This window comes from Rhodothermales bacterium (assembly GCA_039944855.1).
Lineage (GTDB): Bacteria > Bacteroidota > Rhodothermia > Rhodothermales > JANQRZ01 > JBBSMX01.
In genome coordinates this window covers 82,209-98,857 of the sequence record JBDUXZ010000017.1, presented here as the reverse complement: position 1 = coordinate 98,857, position 16,649 = coordinate 82,209, and the positions used below count along the sequence as shown (strand labels likewise).

General features: G+C 68.4%; 13 protein-coding genes. 11 read left to right on the top strand and 2 right to left on the bottom strand.

Annotation, left to right across the window (positions count from 1 at the left end; genetic code table 11):
- Positions 1-547: 547 nt before the first annotated feature.
- The 4 genes from ABJF88_08685 (at position 548) to ABJF88_08670 (ending at position 3,613) form a co-directional block, all read left to right on the top strand.
- A complete protein-coding gene (locus ABJF88_08685; protein MEP0546995.1) occupies positions 548-994 on the top strand; it encodes a helix-turn-helix transcriptional regulator in 447 nt (148 codons plus the stop codon).
- On the top strand, positions 991-1,710 hold the full coding sequence (locus ABJF88_08680) for a hypothetical protein (GenBank protein MEP0546994.1): 720 nt from the start codon (positions 991-993) through the stop codon (positions 1,708-1,710). The genes ABJF88_08685 and ABJF88_08680 overlap by 4 nt, the downstream gene beginning before the upstream one ends.
- 401 nt (positions 1,711-2,111) lie before the next feature.
- On the top strand, positions 2,112-2,708 hold the full coding sequence (locus tag ABJF88_08675) for a type IV toxin-antitoxin system AbiEi family antitoxin domain-containing protein (GenBank protein MEP0546993.1): 597 nt from the start codon (positions 2,112-2,114) through the stop codon (positions 2,706-2,708).
- Positions 2,705-3,613 carry a nucleotidyl transferase AbiEii/AbiGii toxin family protein gene (locus ABJF88_08670; GenBank protein ID MEP0546992.1) on the top strand — a complete coding sequence of 303 codons (909 nt, stop codon included), beginning with the start codon at positions 2,705-2,707 and terminating at the stop codon, positions 3,611-3,613. The genes ABJF88_08675 and ABJF88_08670 overlap by 4 nt, the downstream gene beginning before the upstream one ends.
- Before the next feature lie 214 nt (positions 3,614-3,827).
- Here ABJF88_08670 and ABJF88_08665 read toward each other — a convergent pair whose 3' ends face one another.
- Both ABJF88_08665 and ABJF88_08660 read right to left on the bottom strand, forming a co-directional pair.
- Positions 3,828-4,259 (bottom strand): DUF6166 domain-containing protein, encoded by a 432-nt coding sequence (locus ABJF88_08665; GenBank protein MEP0546991.1) that lies wholly within the window; start codon positions 4,257-4,259, stop codon positions 3,828-3,830.
- A gap of 774 nt (positions 4,260-5,033) precedes the next feature.
- Entirely contained in the window at positions 5,034-9,383 is a 4,350-nt protein-coding gene (locus tag ABJF88_08660) for a strawberry notch-like NTP hydrolase domain-containing protein (protein MEP0546990.1), read from the bottom strand.
- A gap of 387 nt (positions 9,384-9,770) precedes the next feature.
- Between ABJF88_08660 and ABJF88_08655 the strand changes: the two genes are divergently transcribed.
- The 7 genes from ABJF88_08655 to ABJF88_08625 all read left to right on the top strand — a co-directional run bounded on the left by ABJF88_08655 (position 9,771) and on the right by ABJF88_08625 (position 16,586).
- Positions 9,771-10,622 carry a ParA family protein gene (locus ABJF88_08655; GenBank protein ID MEP0546989.1) on the top strand — a complete coding sequence of 284 codons (852 nt, stop codon included), beginning with the start codon at positions 9,771-9,773 and terminating at the stop codon, positions 10,620-10,622.
- A gap of 32 nt (positions 10,623-10,654) precedes the next feature.
- Positions 10,655-11,068: a hypothetical protein gene (locus ABJF88_08650; protein MEP0546988.1), complete on the top strand. Its 414-nt coding sequence runs from the start codon at positions 10,655-10,657 to the stop codon at positions 11,066-11,068.
- Between the two features lie 54 nt (positions 11,069-11,122).
- Positions 11,123-11,656, top strand: a complete 534-nt coding sequence (traF, locus tag ABJF88_08645; protein ID MEP0546987.1) for a conjugative transfer signal peptidase TraF — start codon at positions 11,123-11,125, stop codon at positions 11,654-11,656.
- A 352-nt stretch (positions 11,657-12,008) separates the two neighbouring features.
- The gene (gene trbB, locus ABJF88_08640) at positions 12,009-12,992 is read left to right on the top strand and encodes a P-type conjugative transfer ATPase TrbB (GenBank protein ID MEP0546986.1); all 984 of its coding nucleotides are present in this window, start codon (positions 12,009-12,011) and stop codon (positions 12,990-12,992) included.
- A gap of 160 nt (positions 12,993-13,152) precedes the next feature.
- On the top strand, positions 13,153-13,512 hold the full coding sequence (locus tag ABJF88_08635) for a TrbC/VirB2 family protein (protein MEP0546985.1): 360 nt from the start codon (positions 13,153-13,155) through the stop codon (positions 13,510-13,512).
- A 77-nt stretch (positions 13,513-13,589) separates the two neighbouring features.
- Entirely contained in the window at positions 13,590-13,886 is a 297-nt protein-coding gene (locus tag ABJF88_08630; GenBank protein MEP0546984.1) for a VirB3 family type IV secretion system protein, read from the top strand.
- A 42-nt stretch (positions 13,887-13,928) separates the two neighbouring features.
- The gene (locus ABJF88_08625) at positions 13,929-16,586 is read left to right on the top strand and encodes a hypothetical protein (GenBank protein ID MEP0546983.1); all 2,658 of its coding nucleotides are present in this window, start codon (positions 13,929-13,931) and stop codon (positions 16,584-16,586) included.
- The last annotated feature ends 63 nt before the right edge of the window (positions 16,587-16,649 follow it).

The following is a 16,649-nucleotide window of genomic DNA, read 5'->3' as shown; positions in this document are numbered from 1 at the left end:
CGGGCACGGCTTCAGGACGAGCCGGCCGCGCGGCGTGGCGTAGTCGAGCTCGGGCCAGACGAGCTTGATCTTGCGGAGCTCCCGCTTGGCCTTCCGCGTGAAGTTCTTCGTCTCGCCGTAGTCGGCCCCCATCTGCGCTTCCTGAGGTTGTTTCCGCTTCTTCACCATGCCGTGCTGCTAGTCTGATTGCCATGCAGGCGCGCCGCTCGCACCCGTCGAAGAGTGAGCGGCCTCTCCCCTCGCGACGGTCTTCGTCTTCCGGTGGCCGCTCGCAAGAGCAGGCGGCCACCGGAAGGGGATGCCTGGGCCATAACCTCTGCCTCGTCAACTCCTCGCCGACCGCGGCGTAGAACCAGCGGAATCGCTCCGCTAACATTCGTCATCGCTCCGCTAGCATTCGCAGGCACGAGGGTTGGGATGAGGGACGTCGAGTGCCTCTCGTGTGCGCCGGACTGCTCCGGCCTCTCGTCCCTCTTTCACCCGTAGGTCCCCTTTCACCGAACGGTGAATGCTCCTTCCACAGTGAAACCGCCGCCCCAGAAGAACGATGATCTGCACGACCGACGAGTATCGACACGCCCTCGAAGCCCTGAAGGACCGCGCTGCGGACGCCGACCGGCAGCGGCAGATCCTCGTGCACGAGGGGCTCCCCGCGGACCAGGTGGAACGGGCGCTCCAACCCACCCTCTCCTTCACGGCGGGACTGAGGGAGGACGTAGAAGCATTCGAGCGGATGCGTCGAGGCGATCTTGGTCCTCTCCACACCCTCACCGGCGTAGGCCAGTGGCTCGTCGGCGCACGTATTGCGCGGGGGCTGTCGAGGCAGGAGCTGGCCGACCTCCTCGGCTCGTCTGAGCGAGAGGTCGAACGGGACGAGCAGAACGATTACCGCGGGATCTCCGTGGAGCGGGCACAGCGCATCCTCGATGTACTCGGCGTCCGTTTCCGCGCCGAGGCTACGTGCCCTCCCGCCGATCCTTCGACGATACCATGATCCCAGAAGAACCAGACCGCATACCGGACGCCGCCGCGGCCGACCTCCTGTCCTTCCTGATGGAGGACGAGAAGGCCCTCCGTCTCCGGCTTCAGAACGAGGGCGTCGAGCTGGACCTTCCCACCGACGACGCCCCCGACGTGCAGTGGTACGGCTTGCTGGGGAATGCGCTGTGGAAGGTGTTCTCGGACAACAACGAGGTCGTGAGCCCCGACGGGCGCACCTACGACCTCGGCTCCTGGCGAGGCGGCGGCGACTTCATCGCCCGGTTCCTCAACGCACGTCTCGCCGATGAGGGCCTCGCCGGTGCCTCCCCCCGGACCGACCGCCCCTTCAACTACCTCGACTTCTACATGGGCCTCGTGGGCGGTCCCGACGAGCTCCTACGGCCACTCTATGTCCACATCTTCAAGCGCCTGAAGGCGCGCGGTTGCACGTGGCGATATGCGCCGCCCGCGATCTACCTCTTCCAGTTTAACTCTCCTGGCGAAGACCGGGATGATGAAGACCCCTCCGCCTACGATCCAGGCGCGGTCATCCTCGACGGGCTTCGAGAGCAGGAGGATGAAGCCCACGAGAACGCCGTGCTTCGCGACCTCAGCGAGGGGAACGAGGAGGTACAGCGGCGAGCCGTGGACGAGCCGCCCCAGGTCGTGCTGGCCTACCGCGACGTCTACGGCGAGATGCCGCCGTACCTGAGGCACGACGAGCGGTAACGCCGACCTCCACGACACGCAGAACGGCACGCTTTCCGGTTCAGGCTAAGCGAGATCATTGCTTGCTACCCTGGCTTAGCCCAAACTCGAAGCACGATATGGGACCTCGCGCTTCGCCTCCAACTGGTGCCAGACGCGATCCCGCCGTCCGTGCCGCCGCACTGAGACTTTCAGCAGCTTCCGCGCTGTGTCTCGATAGGCGAAGCCTGGATTGTACCAATCCTGTTAGTAACAGAGATGGGAGCAACTCTCCCTTCCCGGAGTCGATCATCAAGCGAAGGACCAGCACCCAGCACCCAACCTTTCAAACAGCCAGGGGGTTTTCTTTCATCCAGCCGAGAAATCGAACGCCCCGCAGGTGTTACATTACGTCGGTAGTCAGACCTAAGTACCGACGATTCGTGAACCACGCTGATCGCCTCCTCGACCTTGCCCGGGAGCGTGGCGTCCTCCGCCCGAAGGACCTCGCGCCGCTCGGCATCCCCCGCCAGACGCTCGCGCGGCTTCACCGCCGCGGCGTCTTCGACCGCGTCGGGCGCGGCCTCTACGTCCTCGCGGATGCCGACGTGACGGAGCACCACACGCTCGCCGAGGCCGCTCGCCGGGTCCCGCGCGGCGTCGTCTGCCTCCTCTCGGCGCTCCGCTTCCACGACCTCACCACGCAGGACCCGTTCGACGTGTGGCTCGCCATCGAGAACAAGGCCCGGCGACCCGAGCCCGACACGGTCCCGCTCCGCATCGTGTACGTGTCGGGAGACGCTTTCACCCACGGCGTCGAAACGCACGAGGTCGAGGGCATCGAGGTCCGGGTGTATGGCCCGGCGAAGACGGTCGCCGACTGCTTCAAGTACCGGAGCCGGGTCGGCCTCGACGTCGCCATCGAGGCGCTCCGCGACTACCGGCGAAGCGAGGGCTTCGACGCCGACGCACTCTGGCAGGCGGCGAAGGTCTGCCGCGTCTCGACTGTCATCCGCCCCTACCTCGAGGCCATCGCATGAGCGCGTCTCCAGAGAAGGCTGCGTCAGTCCGGCAGCGGCTCCTCAACCGATCGCGGACTGAGGGCGAGGACTTCCAGGCGCTCCTCACGCGCTACGTGCTCGAGCGTTTCCTCTACCGCCTCGGACAGTCGGAGCACCGCGAGCGGTTCGTGGTCAAGGGAGCGATGCTGTTCGTGCTGTGGGAGGGCAACCTCCACCGGATGACGCGAGACCTCGACCTCCTCGGCTTCGGCTCCAGCGCCATTCCTGACGTGGAGCAGGCTGTCCGCGAGATCGTTGCCTTCGAGGTAGAGGACGACGGCGTAACGTTCGCGCCCGAGACGGTTCGAGGCGATATCATCCGCGAGGAACAGGAGTACGAGGGTGTCCGCGTGACGGCCGAGGCCCGCGTGGGCACCGCCCGCGTCCGGCTCAAGATCGACGTGGGTTTCGGCGACGCCATCACGCCCGAAGCGACAGAGGCCACGTTCCCTTCGCTTCTTGACGCGCCGCGGCCCGTCCTCCGAGCCTACCCGAAGGAGACCGTCGTGGCTGAGAAGCTCCAGGCGATGGTGACGCTCGGCATCCTCAACAGCCGGATGAAGGACTTCTACGACCTCTGGCACCTCGCCCGCCACGACGCCTTCGATGGCCCCACGCTCACCGAGGCCGTCCGCGCCACGTTCACCCGACGCACCACGCCTCTCCCTGTCGACGTACCCCTCGCGCTCACCGACGAGTTCGCCACCGATGCCGGGAAGCAGGCGCAGTGGCAGGCGTTCGTCCGCCGGGGCCGACTGAGCGAGACGGCTATGCTGGCGGAGGTCATCGGCGCGCTCCGCCGGTTCCTGCTCCCGGTCCTCCAGGCCGCACGCAGCGACGCCCCTCTCGCTGCGCACTGGAAGCAGGGCGGACCGTGGACATAAACCGTAGCTCCAGCTGTTCTGGGGTGAGGCCTCTACTTCGGCCCCACCTCGGGGGTCTACTCGCCCTTCTCGCTTAGCGAGATCATTGACTGCCACCGCTGCCGTCATGTCGCATGGTCGGAACCTCCCCAGGTTTTGCTGCTCCGTGGGTTCACGCCGATCGAGTCCGTATTATGACAGGTCCTCGCCGGAGCTATTCATGCCGCCCGATGCCTCAGCAGGCGTAGCGCTGCGTCCGCTCGATCCACCGCCGGATGTCGGCGGCGCGGAGCACGCCGCCCTCTTCGGGGATGGCAGTCACAACCTCGTGCTTGAATCGGTGGTAGAGCACGTTTGCCGTCGGCTCGTCGGTGAGCGCGAGGAGCACGCTGAGCGCGAGGTCGGCCGGGCCAGACCCGCCGTACCCCCATTCCATACCCGACGGACTATGTCTGACGGCGTGGGGGACCGAAGCGTGTGCCTCCCCTTCGGGCGTGCGCCAGAGGATGATGTCCTCGGGGCCGCCCGTCAGCGCCTCGCGCTCCGGCAGGACAGGGACCTCAGTGAGAACGGCAGCCGGCTCGTGGCGGACCTCGTCCGCCACAACGAGCCGGAGGGGGCTCCGGGCGTCTACAGACGAAGTGGACGGGGCACAATCGCCACTCATGCCGCTCGCGGCGTCCGCCCTTCGGCTGAGGGCTTCTCCGACGCCGGTGAACGCGACGTTGCACCCGAGGCGGTACCCGCCTCCGCTCGTTCCCGTCACACGGGTGAGGCGAACCACCAGCCCAAACGGCAGGAGTGGGCGGACCCACCCGGCGTGCTTGGGCTGGACCTCCCCGACGAGCTCTCCGCGGTAGAACACGCGGATTTCGTCGGCCGTCACGTCGAGGCCGAGCGGCTCCCACGGAGCGCCGACGTCTCGGGCGACCTCCCGGAGCACCGCCTGGTGCCGCGACGTGCCGACGAGCTTGGAGGGCACGGCCAAGCTCTGCGTGCCGTGGTGGACGCTGAACGCACAGGCACCGAGGGCCTTGCCGGTCAGGGTGCCCGGCCGCATCCGGGTCCGCTCGGCCGCGAACGCGCGCCAGCCCTCGGCCTCACGAGCGATCCGCCGGGCGCGAACCTCGGCGGCCGGGATGCGCGTCCCGGCCTCGGTGTGGATGTCGCCATCGTCGAAATGAACGGCGGTGGTTGCGTGTGCAGGTTGAGTCATCGTAGTCGGGGCCGCCCCCGGTCTTTGGTGACGGTGCCGCGCCAGCCGAGGTAGGCCAGCACGGTCGCCGGATTCGAGCCTGGGTTCTTCCCTACCGGGTCTCTCCCAGGCCCTCGCGCCGCCAGTGGCGCTCGTGGACAGGACCTAGCCCTCCGTAGAGAGCCGGGGCCGCTCCTCACCAAAGGGGAGCGACCCCGGCCCGGCGGATCGTCCGCTGTCTGTGCGTCAGCGCCCCCCTCCGCCAGAGGCTCCCCCCTCACGGATCTCGACGACGGGCCGGTGCTCTGTCACCGCCCGAAGGACGCCAGCCGCCCTCTCCCCCGTCGGGACGAAGAAGCGGGTGCGGAACTGGTGGATCTCACAGAAGACGCCGTCTGCTTCCAGCTCGCGCATCGCGGCGAGGTCCGGCCCCGCGAGTTCGATCCGGTGCTCGCCGGCGACGCGGCGACGACGGAGCACCCAGCCGTTGGCGAGTTCAGCTTCGGCCCCCGCCATCAGTCGCTCGGCCAGTTCGTCCGGCGTGACCTCGACACGCCGACCTTCGGCACCGAGGGCCTTCAGCGTGGCGTTCAGATGGTCAGGCATGATGAGGCGGCCAATCATGCGCTCGCCCTCGGCACCGCAGGCTGACGCCTCGGTCGTCTGCGCCCGGTAGATGCGCGGGTGTCCAGCAATGCGGTCCCAGATCGGGAGGATGGTCCCGGTGACGAGGTGGACATCCTCGGTGTAGAACTCGGGTGCGGCTGAGACCTCGGCCTCCCAGAGCTGCTTCGCTTCGTCGGGATGGATCGGGCGGTAGCCTCCCCCCTCCCGTGGCCTGTCGACTTCCGACTGGTCGAAGAGTCGGTTCGAGCGGACGCCGACGCGGCGGAGGCGGTCCACGACCCGTCCCGTCTCGGTGGTGCGGCTCCCGGCACGGAACAGGGCGTAGACCTGCTCGCTCCGGCGGTTGACGGCGAACCCGGCGAAGAACCCGAGCGCCTGCGCCTCACGTGCCCGCCCCCATACCTCGGCCCACGACGTGATCTCCGTCCGGCGCGTGAGCTCCAGCGTGACCACGTGCGTCTTGGCCCCCGTCCGCGGGTGCGTGTAGACGTGCTCCTCGCCCGTCTTGCGCGTGCGCTCGGCCTGGAGCGTCTCGACGCCTACGTCGAGCGTGCCCGCCTCGCGCGCCGCCTCCAGCGCATCCGAGAGGTAGGCGTACCACGAGTCAAAGACGGCGTCCATCGCGTCCGTGCGGAGCGAGAGGAGCCGGTTGAGGAACTTCGGCACATCGGGGATGGCGTCCACGTTGAGCTGCCCCTCGTGGTCGAGGATGCGGAGGCCCATCTGCTCCTCGACGAGGCTGGGCGTGACGTCGGCACTCGCGGCGGCCCCCTCGCCCCGGTAGAGGTCCACGAACCAGTTGTGCAGGCTCGCCCGCGAGAGCGGCGTCTCCAGGTTGAACTCGCTCGACAGGAGCCCCTGGCTCGCCGTCTGCCGCTGCCCCTTTGTCAGCGCTCCGAGCTGATCGAGCCGCCGCGCGATCGTGCTCAGGAAGCGGCGCTGAGCTTTCAGGTTCGTCGTCACGAGGACGAGTTCGGGTGGAACGGCTTGGTTGGCCCGGTGGACCCGGCCCATCCCCTGCACGCACCGCGCACTGCTCCACCCCGGCTCGACGCAGTAAAGCACCCGCTGCTGCTGGTTCTCGGCCGCGAGGTCGGCGTGGTAGCTCCGGCCGGTGCCGCCGGCCTGGCTGAAGACGAGGACCCGCTTCTTCCCCGCCATGAACTCCTCGACGTCGGCGTCGCACTTCCGCCGGGTCCGCCGCTCCTCCACGACCTGCTCTACGCCGTCCACGGTCTTGCGGACGAACCGGCGGCTCCGCCCCGTGACCTCGGCTACGGCGTCGGTGCCGAAGTGACCCAAGAGTTGGTCGAGCACGCCGTGCGGTACTGAGACCGCTCCCACCTCCAGCATCAGCCGCTCGCGCGCGGCCACCGCCTCAGGACACTCCACGAAGTCCCCCGCAGCGTCCTTGACGGGTCGGCTACGAATACGTCCCTCGTCGTCCTCGTACTCCTCGTAGAGCGTCGTCGGGAACGAGGCCTCGACGAACTGGAGAAGCTGGTCGCGCGGCGTCACGTCGAGATCCCGTAGATCGTCACCGTTGGCCACCGCCTTCGCGTAGGCGCGCTCGGTGGCCGCCTCCATCGTGGAGACGAGTTGGACGACGCAGCTCCTCCCCTCCTCCAGCCGCCGCTCGATGTCGCGGAGCAGGCTGGGTGCCGCCATCGCTACGAGGACGTGAAGGAAGAAACGCTGGTGCGCCCCCCAGAACTGGCTGTAGGCCGCCGCCCTGGCCGATCCGCACTTGTCGGCGCGCGTGACTTCGAGGGCGTGCTCCATCCCCCGGAGGATGACCTGCCACGCCTCGGCGAGGCGGTCGTAGGTCTCGGCCTGGTGCGGGGCGAGGTCGTGGACGAGCGTGCGGTAGTCCACGCCGTCGTAGGAGACGCTCCGGGCGAGGTAGAGGCCCATCGCCTTCAGGTCCTTCGCCACGAGCTCCATCGCCGCGATGCCACCCGCCGCGACCTTCTCGACGAACGCCTGCACGGTCGGGAAGGGCGTCCCACGCCCCCAGAGTCCAAGGCGCTCGGCGTAGGCGAGGTTCGCCACCTCGGTCGCGCCCGTCGCGCTGGCGTAGACGACGCGGGAATTCGGGAGCTGACGCTGAAGCTCGACGCCGACGAGCGCTCGCTGCGACGCCTTCTTGATCCCACGGCTCCCCTGCGTGTCGAGAGCAGCCGACATCGCATGCGCCTCATCGAAGATGAGCACGCCGTCGAACCCGGCCTCCTCTCCGTCGCCGGCGAGCCACGTCACAACCTGCTCCAGCCGGTCGATCCCCGTCGTCTTGCCGTTCCGCTCACGCGGCTTGACCTTGAGCGTATCGTAGCTGGCAAAGAGGATGCCCTCACGCCGCTGGATCGGTCCTTTCTCGTCGCCGAGGTCGAACAGGAAGTCGGCCGGACCACCGAGTGCGGTCCAGTCACGGACGGCGTCACGCATGAGGCTCCGGTTCTCGCTGATCCAGACGGCTCGGCGGCGGCCCTGAATCACATTATCTAGGAGGACACCAGCGACCTGGCGGCCTTTGCCGACTCCGGTTCCATCGCCGAGGAAGAATCCCTGGCGGAAGCCGGAGGCTCCCCCCTCGGCCTCGCCGTCGCTTGGAAGCCGCTCGCCGTGCGCCTGCCCGGCGTAGCAGACGGTTTCGAGTTGGGCGTCCGAGAGAAGCCCTTGCTCCACGATTCGGCGCGGGAGATGCGGGCGATACCGGCAAGGCGGCATCACTGCCGCAGCCATCGCCGCTGACTCGACGAGCTTCGTCGGGTGTGGCTTCGCCCCCGGAACTTCGGCGTGCGGGACGTAGGCGTCGAAGATGCACGCGGTGAGTTCGTCCTGCCCGTGCTCCGCCGTCGCCGCGAATACCTCCAAGGGCTCAACGCCTTTCGGCGGCCATGATGATGCATTGCTCAGGTGGACGAGCGCGAGCGACGCCACATCGTCAGCGGCACCATCCCCCGAAGAAGAAACCGTCCCCTCCCCCACTGGCTCCGGCTTCGTCGCTACCTCAGCCATGCGGAGGGCACGGACGGGCGCGAGCAGCTCTACGAGTTCCTGTACAGTCTCTGCACGGCCCGTGATGCATGACTCTGAGGCCTCCCTCACCCCGTCGATTACCAGCACGCGCGTTTCGACAGAGGTGCCGTACGCCCGGTAGACGCTGCCCGAGACCTCCACATCGGCGCGGAGAGCGAAGGGCTCACCTCGCAGCCATTCGAAGAACGGAGCCTGCGCTTTCGAGGAACGCCGGGCCGCCGCGCTCACAATAGCGACGAGTCGCCCATACGGTTTTAAGCGCTTAAGCCCTTGTTTTACGTGTTCGACTCCGGTCTGCGGGACGCGGCGGCTGCCGAGCCGCCCTGCCGTCTGCGAGAACGGCGGGTTCATGAGCACGACGCTCGGGCGGACGTGCGCCGGGAGCACGGCGTGGAGGTGCTCCGCATTCTCGCTGAAGAGCGCGCCCTCGGGGTCCTGATCGGCCTCCTCCAGGAGAATCCGCAGGAGGTCGGCCCGGCGATCGGACAGCTCGTTGGCGAAGCACCGAAGGCCCAGTCGCCTTGCGACCGCGAGCGGCCAGGTGAGGAGCGCCCCGGTCCCCGCCGATGGCTCCAACACGACGTCGGTGGGCTGGAGGGCTGCTGCCCACACGCACGCGAACGCGTAGGGTGCCGGCGTCGAGAACTGCTGGAATGCTTGCTGTTCCTGGGAGCGCCGCGTCTGGCTCGGCAGGAGCGTCACGAGTCGCTCGATCTCAGTGAGACGCTCCATCGCCTCCCCTGCCCTGCTGTTAGCGACATCGCCGGCGAGGCCACGGTAGAGAACGAGGTGCAGCCCGAGTTCGCCCGCGTCGTAGGCGTCGCGGGCGGAGAACGCTCCCTCGGCGAGGGTGCCCCCGAAGGCGTCGGCCGCAAGGGCGAAGAGCGTCTCGGCCGACAGCGCCTCTCCCCTATCGATGCGCTCAGCCACGGCCAATGCGAGTCGGGCAATAGGCAGAACCGTAAGGTCTCTCGGTGGGACTTCTCGACGTCCGCTCGAAGGCGGCGTCGGAAGACCCAGGAGATCGAACAGGTTGAGTTGGGTCGTCTGGCTGGCGAGGTAGCCTGGAGACGAGGTGGTGGAGATGGAATGCGCCATCGTTCTGATGCCGGAGAGTTAGCGAAGCGGTAGGCCCATCCCTCGACGGGCTCGCTCTACGGCCCGTCGAGGGATGGGCTGGACCCGGCACTCGCCTTGCAACACCCCCGCTTGTCCTGCTGGCCCTCTCCTTCGTATTCTCTGGGTGCCTAAGCGCTCAGGCTTTTGGTTGCTTCAGCGCTTAAGCGCTTAACCATCCCGACCCCTATCCCCTGCCCCATGAAGACGATCGGCGTCCTCAACTTCAAAGGCGGCGTCGGCAAGACAGCCACGGCGGTGAACCTCGCCGCAGCGGCGTTCGCCGCTGGCCGCCGCGTGCTTCTCGTCGACCTCGAGCCCCAGGCCTCGGCCACCGAACACCTCACCGACGAGGCGTTCGCCAAAGACGCCTCCGACGTGCTCGAAGGAGGCAGCAGCCTCCGCGACGCGATCTACACTGTCCGGTCCGAAGAGAAATCGGACGCGCGACTCGACCTCCTCCCTGGCGGCGACGGCCTCATCGGCGTCGAGATCCTCCTCCAGTCGAGCGGTGCGAAGAACCGCCTCGCCGCTGCGCTGAACAAGCCGCGCAGCACGGCCGTGGCCGACGACTACGACCTCGTCGTGATCGACTCCAGCCCCGACATTGGGCTCCTCAGCCTCAACGCGCTCTACGCCGCCGACGTCGTCCTCTGCCCGGTGAAGCTGGAGAGCCCTTCGATCCACGGGCTCAAGCGGCTGCTGGAGATTCTGGAGCGAGCCGAGGAGGAAGACGACCACGAGCCGCGCCTCTTCCTCCTCCCCACCGTCTACGACGGCCGAGTGAAGGAGAGCGACGAGGTGCTCGGCGCGCTCCACGAAGGATTCGGGGTCTACGACGGCAAGGCTCGCGCCGGAAGCGGCGGCAAGGTGCTCGCCCCCATCCGCTACAGCTCCGCCCTCCCCCGCGCCTTCGGCCTTGCCCGGAGCGTCTTCGAGCACGACCGACGGGGGCGCGCCGCCGCCGACTACCGAGTGCTCTACGAGACCCTGGCCTCGGCGATGGGCATCAGCAAATCCACGCGCAAAGCATCTAAGCGCTCAGGCGCTTAAACTTTCGGTGTCCTTCTCTATCCCCCGTAATCATGTCCGAAAACACGAAAAAGCGCTCGCTCGACAAGCTGTTCGGCACGAAAGAGGTCCGCGACGCACCTTCTGACGCTGCTGGTAACGGCGACTCCCCCCCCTCCCCTACTGCGCGCAAGCCGGCTGCGAAGAAAGGGCGTAGCAAGGGATCCAAGCGCTCCACGGCTCCTAAGCCGTCGAAGAAGGCAGCAGAGCCTGAAGTGACGGAGGACGCCGGCCCGGGGGGCTACCTCGGCGAGGGTCGCTACCGCCGCGGCGATGGGGTGATGGAGAAGCCGTCGATCTACGTCCGCCCCGACCAGGCCCGTGCCCTCCGCATGGCGGCCGCAGCAAAGGACGACCCGAACGGGAAGACGATGAGCGACATCATCCAGTCGCTTCTCGACCAGCACGGCTACCGCGACCCGAAGTAGGATCCTCGTCAGCATTTATGCGCTTAAGCGCCTGAGCGCTCAGGCGCTCTCACCGTGCCCCGTCTCCGATCCTTCGCCCTCCCCCTCCTCTGGCTTGGCGTGGCACTCCTCGTCGCTGCCGTCGTCGCTTATGCCCTTGGCGTCCGGTTCACGCTCACACCGAGCGTACCGCGCGGCTTCTACGTCCAGACGGACGATTCCGTGGACGTTGGGCGGCTCGTGACGTTCTGCCCACCAGAGGACGTGGCCGCCTACGCGCTGGAGCGGGGCTACCTCCACCGGGGCAACTGCCCCGGCGGCGTCGAGCCGCTCGGGAAGTACGTGCTCGCGGCCGAGGGCGACACGGTGACACTGACCGAAGAGGGCATGGTGGTGAACGGACGCGCCGTGCCGAACAGCGCCGTCTATGCGCAGGATATGGTGGGGCGGGAGCTGCCGCACTACGGCTTCGGCGAGCACGCCGTAGGGGAGGACTCACTCTTCGTGTTCTCGGGGCATCATCCTCGGAGTTTCGACTCTCGCTATTTCGGCCCCGTGCCGATGAGCAGCGTGCGGGGGGTGCTCCGGCCGCTGTGGACGTTCGACTGAGGGTCACACAAGGGCTTAAGCGCCTGAGCGCTTAAGCTTCTCCACACAACGGGCCAACCAGAGAGTATCGGCGCGTCTTCTGCCGCGATACTGAGCGGGTGCCACCATCCTGAGCCTTTGTGGTGGGAAGCGGCTTCGGGGGGTTGATGACGCTCCCAAACGTTGGGATCATCCGCTCGCTGCTCGGCGACGTGTCCACTAAGGACTGGGATGAGTTCCGGCGAGCAGCCAGCACCCAACACCACTTGAGTTGCCTCCACCCGTGCTCCCCTCACCCGTTCCCGTCGAACAAACGCTCGCAAAGCCGCCTCCGCCTTCAGAGGATGGAGCTGCCACCGATCGCTCGGTCCGTATGGCCGAGATGATGGCGCGCTACCTCGGTGAGCGGGTGATGGAGGCCTTCGAGGACGACGACGTGACGGAGGTCTACGTGAACCCGCAGGACGGCCACCTCCGCCTCGACACCCGCAGCCGCGGGAAGGTGGACACGGAGTGCCCGATCCCGGCGGGGCGCGTCGAGCAGTTCCTCAACGCCGTCGCCGACCTCCATGGCCTCACGCTCGATGCCGAGCGGCCCGCGATCCAGGCGGAGCTTCCGCAGGACCGCTTCCGTGGTGCACGCCTGCAGGGGTTCCGGCCTCCGCTCACGAGCGCTGCCTCGTTCGTCGTGCGGAAGCCACCGTCGGTGGTGTACCCGCTGGACGACTACGTGCACAATGGGGTCATCTCAGCCGAGGGTGCCGATGTCGTCCGCCGCGCCGTCGAAGAGCGCTGGAACGTGCTCGTCGCCGGCGGGACGGGGAGCGGGAAAACCACGCTCGCGAACGCCGTGCTGAAGGAGGTCACTGACCGCTGCCCGCACGACCGGATCGTGATCCTGGAGGACACCGTCGAGCTCCAGTGCGCTGCGCCGGACCACCTCGCCCTCCGCACGACACCGGGCCAGGCGCTGGCCGACCTCGTGCGCCAGACGCTCCGGGCCTTCCCCGACCGCATCGTGGTGGGGGAGGTGCGCGGACCGGAGGCACTCGACCTCCTCGACGCGTGGAGCACGGGCCACCCCGGCGGGCTGGGAACGTTCCACGCGCAGGACGCCCAGAGCGCGCTCATGCGCCTCGACCGGCTCTGCCAGCGTGCGAACGTGCCGAGCCAGGCCGCGCTCGTGGCCGAAGCCGTGGACCTCGTCGTCGTGATCGAGGGGGGACACGGAGGAGCCGGTGGCTCTTCCAACGGCCGCCGTGTCCGCGAGTTGGCGCGCGTCAGGGGCCTCGGCTCCGACGGCTCCTACGAGCTGGAGCACCTGCTCCACGAAGAACACCCGGGGCAGCCGCCCTGACACGTCCCACCGCGCCGGTGGAGTAGGGGAGAGGCCCGTGGGATGGGTCCGACCTCCAGCAACCGGCAGCGCTTCACCACCACAACCGCCAACCCCTCAAACGGAGTGGACCCCGAGCGCCGTCGCATCCGACACTGCTCTCGGGTCCAGAGAACGCATTATGACAACCATCGCATACAGGGCGCTTAAGCGTCTAAGCACTCATATCCTCAATCGAAGAACCCTTCTCTTCGCCGCCTTCGCGCTCACCGTCCTCCTTCTGCCTGGGGAAGCGATGGCCGGAACCGGTGGCGTGGACCTCCCCTGGAACACGCCCCTCCAGAACCTCCTCGACAACATGACCGGCTCGACGGCCCGCATCCTTGCCGGGACGATGTTCGTGGTCGGAGGCATCGTCTGGGGGTTTACGCGCAACGAGGAGGGAGCGAAGCGATTCGGGCAGGCCATCGTTGCCATCGCACTGATGTTCGGCGCGGTCCAGATCGTAGACGCCCTCGCCTTCGCTGGCGGCGTGATGTAGAGCCGGCGATGGCGAACACGAACACCCGAGAAGGGAGGAACCAAGAGGGGCGGAGCGGTCGGCTCACGCGGAATCGCGTGCACCAGTCGCTCGTCCGGACGCCGCTCTACGCGGGCGTCGAGAAGGGCTTCCTGCTCTTCGAGGTCTCGACGGTCGGCTTCCTGTTCTTCGTCGTCGGCTTCCGCCTCGTCACGTTCGTCGCCGCGGCCGTGTGGGTGCTCGTGCTGCACCCGCTCATGGCGTGGGTGTCGGCGCGCGACCCGCTGCTCCCGGCGCTCTACATCCGCTCGCTCACGGCGAAGGACTACTACGCCCCGAACGCAGCGCACCGCCGGAAGCCAACCTCGCCCAAGCCCTCCGTCCCGAAGCGCTAGAACCTTTAAGCGCCTAAACACTCACTCCCCACGCTTCTCTCGATGGACCTCCTCACTGCCACCCTCGCCTTCGGAGCCGGAGCCGGCGCGGCCGGACTCGTGGGCCGCCTGCGCGAGCACCGCGAGCGGCCCGCGGGACTGGCCGACCTCCTCGGGTGGGCGTTCCTCGTTGCCGACGGCGTGGTGCTCCAGAAAGACGGCTCGTTCCTCGCAGCGTGGCGCTACCGGGGTCCCGACCTCGCCTCGTCCACGGCGTCCGAGCTCGACCTCCTCAGCCGCCACGTCTCCGACGCGCTCCGGCCCTACGGCGACAACTGGATGTTCCACGTCGACGCCGTCCGACGCCCGAGCGCGGCCTACGCAGCGCCGGGGGCATTCCCCGATCCTGTCACGCGGCTGATCGACGAGGAGCGACGGGCGGCCTACGAGAGCGGGCGGCGCTACTTCGAGACCGACCACGTCCTCACGGCGACGTTCCTCCCACCGCCAGCGCTCTACCAGAAGCTCGGTGCCCTCTTCGTCAAGCAGGGCGAAGGGGCCATCGAGGGTTCCGATTGGGCGCTCGCGCTGGAGAACTTCCGCTCGTCGGCCGCAGAACTGGAGCGGCGGTTGTCGAGCCGGCTCCGCCTCGACCGGCTCTCGTCGGACGCCCTCTGCCGGCACCTCCACGGATGCCTCACCGGGCTCCGCCACCCCGTTCAAGCTCCGGCGCACGGGTCGTACCTCGCCCACGTCCTGGCGGACCGCCCGCTCGTCGGCGGCTTCCGGCCCCGGATCGGCGAGCAGCACGTCCGGTGCGTAGCCGTCCACGGGCTCCCGCACGAAACGAGCGCGGGGATGCTCGACGCCCTCGGCGGGCTCGGGCACGCCTTCCGGTGGTCGAACCGGATCCTCCCGATGAGCTACCGCGAGGCCGCGAAGGAAATCCGCCGACAGCAGCTCGGGTGGTTCCAGAAGCGGAAGGGGGCGGCGGCGCTGGCGAAGGACATGGCGGGCGGTGCCGGGAAGACGAAGACGGCACGGCAGGAGCAGGACGACGACCTCTTCGCCGACGGCGACGCGCAGCGGATGGCCGAGGACGCCGCCGCCGCGATGTCGCTCAACGCCACAGGTGAGGTCCGCTTCTGCTACTACACGAGCACGCTCGTCGTGATGGAGCCGGACGCCGAGCGGGCCGACCTCGTGGCCGCCGAGCTCGTCAAGACGCTCAACGACCGCGGCTTCACGGCGCGCGTCGAGGACGTGAACGCACTCGAAGCCTTCCTCGGGAGCCAGCCGGGCCACGGCCACCAGAACCTCCGGCGGCCGGTCCTCTCGTCGCTCAACGTGGCCGACCTCCTGCCGACGACGGCCGTCTGGCCGGGTGAGGAGCACTGCCCGTCGCCGCTCATGCCGGAGGGCGCGCCCGCGCTGATGTGGGCCGAGACCGAGGGGACGACCCCATTCCGGCTCAACCTCCACACCGACGACGTCGGACACACGCTCGTGGTCGGCGCGACGGGCGCGGGGAAGAGCGTGCTCGTGAACGCCCTCGTCGCGCAGTGGATGCGGTATCCAGCCTCGCAGGCGTTCCTGTTCGACCTCGGCTATTCGGGCTACGTGCTGGCGAAGGCGGCGGGGGCGCGGCACTACGACCTCGCCGCCGGGCGTCCTGACGCCGTGCGGCTCCAGCCACTCGCCCGCGTGGACGAGGCCGGAGAGCGGGCGTGGGCCGCCGAGTGGCTCGAAACCCTCTTCGAACTCCAAGGCGTGGGGGCGACGCCGGCGCTGCGCGAGACCGTAGACCGGGCGCTTGCCCTCGTCGCCGAGAGTCCGCCGGAGCACCGGACGCTGACCGAGCTCTCCGTCCAACTCCAGAGCCGCGAGCTAAAGGCGGCACTCCGCCCCTACACCGTCGACGGCAACCTCGGCCACCTGCTCGACGCGAACGCCGACGGCCTCGGTCTCAGCGGTTCGCTCGCGGACGGCGGGGTAGGGGAGGGGTCACGGCCCGAGGGACCGTTGCCGATCCACGAGCGCTACCACGTCTTCGAGATGAAGCACCTCGTGGACCTCTCCGACCGTGTGCTCGTCCCCGTGCTGCTCTACCTCTTCCGCCGCGTCGAGCAGCGGCTCGCCGCCGACCGCCCGACGCTCATCGTCATCGAGGAGGCGTGGGCAGCGCTGATGCAGAGCCTGTTCGCCGACCGGATCCGGCAGTGGCTCCTCACGCTCAGGAAGCAGAACGCCGCCGTCGTCCTCGTCGCGCACTCGGCCGCGCAGGTCGCGGCGCTCGAGAACAGGCACCTCCTCGTCGAGAGCTGCCCGACGCGCATCTTCCTTCCAAACGCCGACGCCCTCGAACCCGAGGCGGCACGGCACTATGAGGGGCTCGGACTCAATGCAGCCGAGGTCGAGATCGTCGCCCACGCCCGCCGCAAGCGCGACTACTACGTCGCCAGCCCGGCAGGGAGCCGTCTGTTTTCGCTCGGGCTCGGCCCGGCGGCGCTCTCGTTCCTCGCGCCCGGCACCGGACAGGGCCAGGGCGAGGCCGTCCGCGAGGCCGACTGGCTCGCGGCCGAGCACGGCGAGGCGTGGCCCGCTGAGCTCCTCCAGCGCCGCGGTCACCCTGACCTCGCGGCCGACTTCGAGCGGCTCCGAGAAAACGAGGCCGGTAGCCCTGAGCGGTCTTCGCTCGACCTCGCTCACGCCACCTCCTGAACCCACCTCAACACGCACCGCCATGGATCGTCCTCTCACCCCGCCCCCGATCAGTCCACCACG

What these genes read in the sequence shown, in the direction of transcription:
- ABJF88_08685 (MEP0546995.1), top strand. Translation starts at nt 548, where the DNA reads ATGATCTGCACGACCGACGAGTATCGACACGCCCTCGAAGCCCTGAAG.
- ABJF88_08680 (MEP0546994.1), top strand. Translation starts at nt 991, where the DNA reads ATGATCCCAGAAGAACCAGACCGCATACCGGACGCCGCCGCGGCCGAC.
- ABJF88_08670 (MEP0546992.1), top strand. Translation starts at nt 2,705, where the DNA reads ATGAGCGCGTCTCCAGAGAAGGCTGCGTCAGTCCGGCAGCGGCTCCTC.
- ABJF88_08665 (MEP0546991.1), bottom strand. Translation starts at nt 4,259, where the DNA reads ATGAGTGGCGATTGTGCCCCGTCCACTTCGTCTGTAGACGCCCGGAGC.
- ABJF88_08655 (MEP0546989.1), top strand. Translation starts at nt 9,771, where the DNA reads ATGAAGACGATCGGCGTCCTCAACTTCAAAGGCGGCGTCGGCAAGACA.
- ABJF88_08650 (MEP0546988.1), top strand. Translation starts at nt 10,655, where the DNA reads ATGTCCGAAAACACGAAAAAGCGCTCGCTCGACAAGCTGTTCGGCACG.
- trbB (MEP0546986.1), top strand. Translation starts at nt 12,009, where the DNA reads ATGGCCGAGATGATGGCGCGCTACCTCGGTGAGCGGGTGATGGAGGCC.
- ABJF88_08635 (MEP0546985.1), top strand. Translation starts at nt 13,153, where the DNA reads ATGACAACCATCGCATACAGGGCGCTTAAGCGTCTAAGCACTCATATC.
- ABJF88_08625 (MEP0546983.1), top strand. Translation starts at nt 13,929, where the DNA reads ATGGACCTCCTCACTGCCACCCTCGCCTTCGGAGCCGGAGCCGGCGCG.